General features: G+C 59.5%; 8 protein-coding genes. 2 read left to right on the forward strand and 6 right to left on the reverse strand.

The annotated features are described in order from the left end of the window. From QZ522_RS15710 to QZ522_RS15735, 6 genes are all read right to left on the reverse strand, one after another. The coding region (locus QZ522_RS15710) for a Tex-like N-terminal domain-containing protein (protein ID WP_294613680.1) at positions 1-572 on the reverse strand (572 nt) is incomplete at its 3' end. 216 nt (positions 573-788) lie between these two features. Beyond that, positions 789-1,208, reverse strand: a complete 420-nt coding sequence (locus QZ522_RS15715) for a hypothetical protein (protein WP_294613683.1) — start codon at positions 1,206-1,208, stop codon at positions 789-791. A 226-nt stretch (positions 1,209-1,434) separates the two neighbouring features. Continuing rightward, positions 1,435-2,901 carry an aminotransferase class V-fold PLP-dependent enzyme gene (locus QZ522_RS15720; protein ID WP_294613686.1) on the reverse strand — a complete coding sequence of 489 codons (1,467 nt, stop codon included), beginning with the start codon at positions 2,899-2,901 and terminating at the stop codon, positions 1,435-1,437. Between the two features lie 110 nt (positions 2,902-3,011). Then, a complete protein-coding gene (locus QZ522_RS15725) occupies positions 3,012-3,317 on the reverse strand; it encodes a nickel-binding protein (RefSeq protein WP_294613689.1) in 306 nt (101 codons plus the stop codon). Positions 3,318-3,340: 23 nt separating this feature from the next. After that, positions 3,341-3,898, reverse strand: a complete 558-nt coding sequence (locus tag QZ522_RS15730; protein ID WP_294613692.1) for a hypothetical protein — start codon at positions 3,896-3,898, stop codon at positions 3,341-3,343. Positions 3,899-3,930: 32 nt separating this feature from the next. After that, positions 3,931-5,016, reverse strand: coding sequence for a pyridoxal-phosphate dependent enzyme (locus tag QZ522_RS15735; RefSeq protein ID WP_294613695.1), 1,086 nt, complete (start codon positions 5,014-5,016; stop codon positions 3,931-3,933). A gap of 147 nt (positions 5,017-5,163) precedes the next feature. Here QZ522_RS15735 and QZ522_RS15740 point away from each other — a divergent pair, with 147 nt between their 5' ends. Together QZ522_RS15740 and QZ522_RS15745 are read left to right on the forward strand one after the other, a co-directional pair. After that, complete coding sequence (locus tag QZ522_RS15740) at positions 5,164-6,717, forward strand: winged helix-turn-helix domain-containing protein (protein WP_294613698.1); 1,554 nt, start codon at positions 5,164-5,166, stop codon at positions 6,715-6,717. A gap of 178 nt (positions 6,718-6,895) precedes the next feature. Further along, complete coding sequence (locus QZ522_RS15745; RefSeq protein ID WP_294613701.1) at positions 6,896-7,543, forward strand: cyclic nucleotide-binding domain-containing protein; 648 nt, start codon at positions 6,896-6,898, stop codon at positions 7,541-7,543. Positions 7,544-7,889 lie beyond the last annotated feature (346 nt).

Below are 7,889 nucleotides of genomic sequence, written 5' to 3' on the forward strand. Positions count from 1 at the left end.
GTCAACCGCGCATCCGATTGCATGAACTGACGCATCCACCCCAGAAGATCCGCATTTTCGGTCAACCGTTCAACCAAAATATCGCGCGCGCCGTTCAGCGCGTCTTTGGGGGTTGGAACGGCCTCGGTGACATAGGCCTGTGCGAGAGCGGCAGGATCGGTCGCGCGGTCGGCAAGGATCGCCCGCAACAGCGGTTCCAGCCCGTTTTCCCGGGCGATCATCGCCTTGGTGCGTCGCTTGGGTTTGAACGGAAGGTAAAGGTCTTCGAGCACGGCTTTCGTATCGGCCCCGGCAATCGCGCGGGCCAGTGCATCGGTCAGCTTGCCCTGCGATGTGATCTCGCCAAGGATGCTGGCGCGCCGCTTTTCCAGATCGCGCAGATAGTCAAGCCGCTCGGCCAGCTTGCGCAGCTGCGCGTCGTCAAGCCCGCCTGTGGCCTCTTTGCGGTAACGCGCCACAAAGGGCACGGTATCGCCGCCATCAAGCAAGGCAACCGTTGCGGCAACCTGCTCTGGGCGGGCCCCGATGTCGGTGGCAATCGTGCGGGCAATGCGATCTGCGATGGCGGTCATGGCTGGCTCCTTCATCTGGCCGGAGGACCGTGATAGCGTTACGTGCAGGGGCCGCCAAGCCCTTAGTGGGGAGAAAGATGTTGCTACCAACAATTGCGTGTCGCGACGGGTTTGGGGCATGCCCCTTTGCCAAAGGCTTCGCGCGCGTTCAGTCCGGACGCGCGTCGTTGCGGACGTGTGATTTTGCCCGCCTATCCCCCGTATTTCTTCGTGCTGTCAGTCTGTCGTGCAGTCGGTCACGGGAAAGGTGTAGGCAATGGCGGGAAATGCCTCGGACATCGCGTAACCATCTTCGTGATCCTTGAAGATAACGGATGGCTGTCGAGTCGTGATCGACATCGGAGGGCCATCATCTTGCCAGGTAACGGAATAGAGTTTTGCGAACAAAGACAGGCCGCCATCCCTGGTAGTGGCGAGCTGTGCTGACATGCATTCGCTTGTGAGGCCGCTCCTGATGCAGTTCATGATTTCCGGCTTTCGATGTGGCCAGTTTGACACAAAGTCCAAACGGTCGTCATTTATGGTAAGGCTGCCGCCACCGTTCACCTCGTCATAGGGCACGAGGCATGTCCAGGTTTGTGCAAGCGCAGGGCTGGCGAAGAGGGCAAGGAATGCCAGGGGCGGTATCAGCTTCATGATCGCTCTCCGTGTTCGGTCAAGACCAATTGCCTGTTCCACGGCGGCGTTCTTTTACGCCCGATGCTGTGGCCCCTGAACGTCAAGCCAAGGCAGATTGATCTCAAACGCGATGCTACACCCCTAGGTGCCAGTTTCACAACTCTGACAGCACGGGCGCAGTGAGGAGAGGCCCGTGGTCAGACAGGGCACGTCGCGAAAAATCGGATGCGTCGCAAATGGGGCCTTAGTTGTTTCTCAACTCTTTCCCGATCCGAAGCACCTCTTGCACCAACAGGTCGAGATCCTCGTTGCGTGTGCGGTGGTTGCAGATCGCAACACGTAGACAGTGGCGGCCTCGGATTGTGGTATCGCTGATCACCGCGACGCCGCTTTCCTGCAGATGAAGCATGATATTGGTGTTGTGGATACGCAGATCTGCTTCATTCATCCCGCCGGGATCGTGGCGAAAGCAGGCTATGTTGATCGAGGTGGGCGCCAGCAGTTCAAGCTCTGGTTCGGCCTCGACGCGCCGGGTCAGGTGCCGGGCCTGCGCGATGGTGCGATCAAGGATGTGACCAAAGGTTTCAATCCCATGATGACGCATCATCATCCAGACCTTGAGGGCGCGGAAGCCACGTGTCGTTTCAAGGCTGTAGTCGTGCAGGAACTCTGTTGCGGCTATGCCGCGGGTGGCCACCTGAAGGTATTCGGCCTGTTCTGCAAAGGTTGCGCGATGTAGCTGCCGATCACGGATCAGCGCACAGCCAACGTCGAATGGCGCATGCAAACCCTTATGAAGATCAAGCGCGAGCGAGTCAGCACGTTCGATCCCGGCGACCAGATGCCGGTTTTTCGGGGCGATCGAAAACAGTGCGCCGATACAGCCGTCTACGTGCAGCCAGATACCTTCGTCGCGGCAGAGATCGGCGATTGCGGGCAGCGGGTCGATTGCGCCGGTATTGGTGGTACCGGCCGTGGCGATGATGCAGGCGGGGGTAACGCCTCGCGCTCGGTCTTCCGCGATTGCGCCACGCAGGGCGTGAATGTCCATGCGAAAGGCCGCATCCGTGCCCACGCGGCGCAGCGCCTTACCGCCAAGCCCTAGCAGATTCATCGCCTTCATATGGCAGTTATGAACCTGATCGGAGGCATAAAAGCGCAATGGTGCGCCAAGGTCGGCCACGCTTTCGTGATGCAGGTCCACGTCCGCCGCAGAATTGCGCGCCGCGGTCAGCCCGATGATATTGGCCATGGACCCGCCGCTAACCAACGTTCCACTTGCGGTCTCGGGGAACCTCATCATCTGCCGAAGCCAATCGGTGACCTGACAGTCGACAAGGTTTGCCCCGGTATCGCCGCCACCGAGGTTCGAGCCGTCGATGGCAGCGAGAAAGTCGGCCAAGGCCCCGGTCAGGCAGCCCGACCCCATGTACCATGCCCAAAAGCGGGGATGAATGTTGCCCATGGCGTGAGGGTAAAGCTTGTCGGTGACATCGGCATAGACGGATTCCAACGGTGTGGGCGTCAAAGGGACAGTGCCGCTGAATCCCGCGCGCATTTCCTCTGACATGGGTTGCCATACCGGCCCGTCACGCAACCCTTCTATCCGATCAAGTGCATCCTCCACCATCCGGTGAGCCAGGTGCCGCATCTCCGCCCAGTTTTCCGGGTCGAGCGAATCCGCGAGGGGGAAGGCGGGTTTCTCAGTCATGCCGATTGGCCCCTGTGCCCCGCCCCTGTAATCCACCGGCCCCGATATCGTCATGGATCATTCTGCGTCCTCATATCCAACCTTCCGGCAGGGCAAATTCGCGAGGTGTTTCAACTTGGGTCCGGGCGTACCACGACGGTGGCGCCGATGGGCAGGATATCGTCACCCGGCATGCCGACGCTGCGGGCATGTTCGCGCAGCGCCTCTTCATCCACGGCCTCGTAGATGCAGCAGGTGCCCAACCGTCCGTCCTGCTCGTTGAGCACATAGGAACGTATCCAGCGCACCTTGTCCGGCATATCTTCATTGCCGACGCGCGCCGAAATATCGGCTGTCTTTTCGAGTTCGGCCTGATTGGCCCAGGCGCTGGGTCTGCGGATCATGTAGAGTTGCATGGTGATACCTCCTTTTTTCATAGCGATTGGTCCGTGGCGCGTTATTACGGCGCCTTTTTTCCCTCGATCGGGGTCATGACGTGCCAGAGCGGTGTATCGCCCCACATGACGTAGGGCCCGCCCTCGTAGGGATCGCTCGGCAGGCCAGCCACCATATCCTTGCTTGGGAATAACATCATGAGATGCGGGCCTTCCTGAACCCAGATTCCGCCATCGTTGATATCCGTTGCTGCCGGATCCGCATTGTTGACCATCGCGTCACCGGCCAGCATGTAGGACACCCCGATCACCTCCGTCGAAAACGGCTTGCCCGAGGATACGGCCTCTATCCACCTCATCCAGACGGCATCATTGCACATCGGATGGGTGTCGCCCGGAATCAGCGGAACGCCGGGAAAGCATACCCAGCCATTTGTGCCCTGTTGCAGGACCGTTCCATCAAGGTCCAGAAATGTCGCGTGGTCGGTAACATCAACCGGAGCAGCCGTTTTGGCCCGTTCGATCTTGTCGGCGGCGGTCTCTGCACTTGCACCGCAGGCGATCAGCGACACCAACGATGCTATGAGCGCACCTTTGAAAACCGGGGTATGGGATTTAGCCATTCCATCTACTCCTTGTGAGGTGAGATTGGTATTCATTCTGCGGCGATCCGGTATCCGGGCGTTGAGTTAGACAGGGCGCGCTCTTCGTCGTCCATGTCTTCTGGGATATCCTCGAACAGCGGCGTGGACAGGTACCGCTCGCCGGTGTCCGGCAGCATGGCGAGGATCACTGATCCCTTTGACGCCCGTTCCGCCATCTGCATGGCGACCGCAAAGCTGGCCCCGCCCGAAACGCCGGTCAGGATGCCTTCCCGCGCCGCGAGCTTTTTCGCCCATGCGATTCCCTCGGCGCCCGTCACCGGGATCAATTCGTCATAGCCGCCATTATCCAGCGCCTCTTGCAGGACCAGCGGAATGAAATCCGGCGTCCACCCCTGAATCGGATGTGGCTCAAAGGCGGGGTGGCTTTCTGCGGGCGATCCGTTCTTGTCACGCTCCTGTGCAACGCCGCTTGCAATCAGTGCGGCATTCTCGGGCTCGCTGAGGATGATCTTTGTCTCGGGGCGTTCCTTGCGCAGAACACGTGCAAGCCCGGTGACCGTACCGCCGGTTCCATATCCCGTAACCAGATAGTCCAGCCGGTCCCCGGAGAAATCATTGATGATTTCGCGGGCGGTGGTGGATTCGTGGATGTCGGCATTTGCCGCGGTCTCAAACTGGCGGGCAAGGAACCAGCCGTTCTTTTCCGCCAATTCCACGGCCTTCATATACATCCCCGTCCCCTTGTCCGCACGCGGCGTAAGGATGACCTTCGCGCCCAGCATCCGCATCAGCCGCCGCCGCTCGACCGAGAAGCTGTCGGCCATTGTGACGACCAGCGGATAGCCTTTCTGTGCGCAGACCATTGCAAGGCCGATGCCGGTGTTGCCGCTGGTGGCCTCGACCACGGTCTGGCCCGGCTTGAGCGTGCCCGCCCGTTCGGCGGCTTCAATGATGTTCAGGGCAAGCCGGTCCTTGACCGATGCTGCCGGGTTGAACGCCTCGGCCTTGACGTAAAGGCGCACGCCTTCCGGCGCGAGATTGTTGATACGGATCGCCGGCGTGTCGCCAACGGTATCGAGGATCGAGGCGAACAGACGCCCGCGTCCCTGCGTGGTTCGGATCGTTCCGGCGGTCATATCATTTCTCCTTCGGTCCCAAGATCGCTGTGGCGCTTGTACCCTGCGCCGGGGTATGTGCTCAGTCTGCGCGCATCTTCGGCTTTCTGCTTGAAGCAAACCTGAAGATTTCCTGTAGAATCAGGCAAATCTGCGCTATTCTGACGCATGTCGTGGCAATTCGGGGAATATCGGCTGGACCCGGAGCGGTTCGAACTTGTCCGACGGGACGAGCCTGTCCCGGCTGAACCCCAGGTCCTCGCGTTGATCATCCACCTTGTCCGTCATCGCGCCCGCATGGTCAGCAAGGACGAGCTTGCAGAGGCGGTCTGGCCTGATCGCGCGGTGTCGGATGCCAGCATTTCCAGCCGGATCCGATCGGCACGTCAGGCGCTTGGCGACACCGGAGAAAAGCAGGCCGTCATCCGAACGATTCACGGCAAGGGATTCCGCTTTGTAGCCGAGGTTGTCGACAGGGTGACGGCCAGGCCCGAGCGCGGCGGGGCGCCGGTTGGTCGGGAGACTGCCGATCTTTCGCGACCCTCTGTTGCCGTTCTCCCATTTCGGCCCCTTGGTGAATCGCCGGATCTTGCGGTTCTCGCCTCGGCAATTCCGCATGAGATCATCCAGGCCCTGTCGCGTTTGCGGTGGTTGGCGGTGATCGCCCGCGGATCGTCTTTCCGGTTTCGTCAGCCGACGAACACCGACCTTGATCTGCTCGGTACCGCACTGGGGGCCGGATACGTGCTTTCGGGAATGATCGAATGTCTGTTTGGCACGGTGGTTCTGGTCGTGGAGCTTTCCGATACCAGCAGCGGAGAGGTGATCTGGGCCGACCGCCTGACCTCGCCGCTGGACGGGATCGCGGATCTGCGTCAACGGGTCGTCGCGCGTGTCGCAACGGCGCTTGACCTGCATGTCCCTCAGAACGAGGTGCGGCTCGCGGGGCTGGGCGGGTTTGATAAACTTGACGCCTGGAAGACCTTTCACCTTGGTCTGAACCAGCTGTACCGTTTCACACCTGAGGCAAACCAGCTTGCCAGGTTTCATTTCGAGAATGCGATTGCGCTTGATCCGATGTTTGCGCGCGCGCATGCGGGCCTGTCATTCACCCGGTTTATTGACGCTTTCCTTAACCTCGGGCCTGACAATCGCGAAGCCGCTGCGGCGGCCCGCCGTCTTGCCGAGCGTGGCGTTGAACTGGACCCGCTTGACCCTTTCACGCATTACATGATGGGCCGGTCTCATTGGCTCACAGCCGAGCCTGATATCGCAGAGGGGTGGTTTGAAAGCGCGATTGATCTCAACCCCAACTACGCCCAAGGCTTTTATGCAAGCGCCTTTACGGCCCTGATGAACGGTGACATCGCGAAGGTTGATGCGGGTCTTGACGCCGCCCTTCAGCTTAGCCCGCTGGACCCGTTGCTTTACGGCATGCACGGGGTGCGCGCACAGGCGTTGATTCAGGCCGGCGATATCCGGGGCGCTGCCCGATGGGCCGACCGCGCCGCATCGACGCCGGGGGCGCATTACCTCATCTCCATGATAGCGGCTGTGGCCAATGGTCTGGCGGGCCGTCATCAACAGGCCAGCCGGTGGCGACAGGATGCCCGACGACGCAAGCCTGACGCATCGGCTGCGCAGTACTTTGCAGCTTTCCCAATTCGCAACGGTCCTGCGCGTCTCCTGATCGCGGAAGAGTTGAAACGTCAGGGGTTCTGATCCGCACGAGAACGGCGGCTGCCCGGTCGGGTCCGTGGAACGACAGCGGTGCCCTATTCCACGATCATGCCGCAGAAGACCTTTTCGGGCGCTTCAAACAAGGCCAGAACTGCTTTCTTCTAGACAGCGATACAGCCTGTCGACTACTGTCGTTTGGACTGCACTTACATGAAAATTAATGGAAATCATGGACGCTGCGTATCTGAACTGGTTTGAATTGGTCGGATACCTTGCTTGTGGTTTGGTATTTTTGACATTCTCCATGAAGAGAATGCTACAGCTTCGGCTGATCGCAATCGCCTCCAACATCGCGTTTCTGGTATACGGGGCGGGTGCCGGATTGATCCCGATTTTCATATTGCATGCCACCTTGCTGCCCTTGAACGTTTATCGGACCGTGCAGAAGGTGAGAGAACTTAAAAGCCTCAAAAAGGCTCTTGAAGGGCGGGCGGAAATTGATGTGCTCATGCCCTTCATGACCCGCCGGCGACTTCCAAAAGACACGGTGCTCTTTCGGAAAGGGGAGGTTGCGGAGGCGATTTATTTCCTCGCGAACGGAAAGCTTCTGATACCCGAGCTCGAAAAAACCGTACTACCGGGGACATTGGTGGGCGAAATCGGGATTTTTCGCCCTGACAAGAAACGCACCGCCTCCATGCTGTGCAAAACCGACTGCGAACTTTACGCGATTTCGGAAAATGACGTGCACCAGCAGTGCCTCGAAAACCCGCAGTTTGGGCTCTTCCTCACCAAGCTGATCGCCAGCAGGCTTTTTGACGAAAGTCCGCCCGCCCCGGACCTGCATCTACGAACTACGGGTACTTGACAGGCAGGGGGCGGAGGGGCCTTTCGAGCATCGGCATGCGCCATGGCCGACGTCGTCTTGGCGCCTGGTCTACTCGGGTTTGTCATGTTTCGCGGCGTCACATTGTCAGGCCGCGTTCCCAGGGGATACGTTCAAGATGGATTGTCTGGTTGTAGGTTTGCTGCCGCCCTTTACTACATTCCGTCAGGCGGACGGATGATTTTTCATTACCCGATATTAGGGATCAATGGGGCCGAATTTCAGAAGAAATGTTCCGCAATTTCCGAGTATCATCGAAGATTTGGAACAATAACGCTTGGGATTTGACTGATCTGGAACATTCGACCCGTTCCTGTGAGTTGACCCT

Origin of the sequence: uncultured Roseovarius sp. (genome assembly GCF_913054395.1) — a bacterium.
Lineage (GTDB): Bacteria > Pseudomonadota > Alphaproteobacteria > Rhodobacterales > Rhodobacteraceae > Roseovarius.

Excerpts from the sequence above, each read along its gene's own strand:
- QZ522_RS15715 (WP_294613683.1), bottom strand. The coding sequence starts at position 1,208 with ATGAAGCTGATACCGCCCCTGGCATTCCTTGCCCTCTTCGCCAGCCCT.
- QZ522_RS15720 (WP_294613686.1), bottom strand. The coding sequence starts at position 2,901 with ATGACTGAGAAACCCGCCTTCCCCCTCGCGGATTCGCTCGACCCGGAA.
- QZ522_RS15740 (WP_294613698.1), top strand. The coding sequence starts at position 5,164 with ATGTCGTGGCAATTCGGGGAATATCGGCTGGACCCGGAGCGGTTCGAA.
- QZ522_RS15725 (WP_294613689.1), bottom strand. The coding sequence starts at position 3,317 with ATGAAAAAAGGAGGTATCACCATGCAACTCTACATGATCCGCAGACCC.
- QZ522_RS15745 (WP_294613701.1), top strand. The coding sequence starts at position 6,896 with ATGGAAATCATGGACGCTGCGTATCTGAACTGGTTTGAATTGGTCGGA.
- QZ522_RS15730 (WP_294613692.1), bottom strand. The coding sequence starts at position 3,898 with ATGGCTAAATCCCATACCCCGGTTTTCAAAGGTGCGCTCATAGCATCG.
- QZ522_RS15735 (WP_294613695.1), bottom strand. The coding sequence starts at position 5,016 with ATGACCGCCGGAACGATCCGAACCACGCAGGGACGCGGGCGTCTGTTC.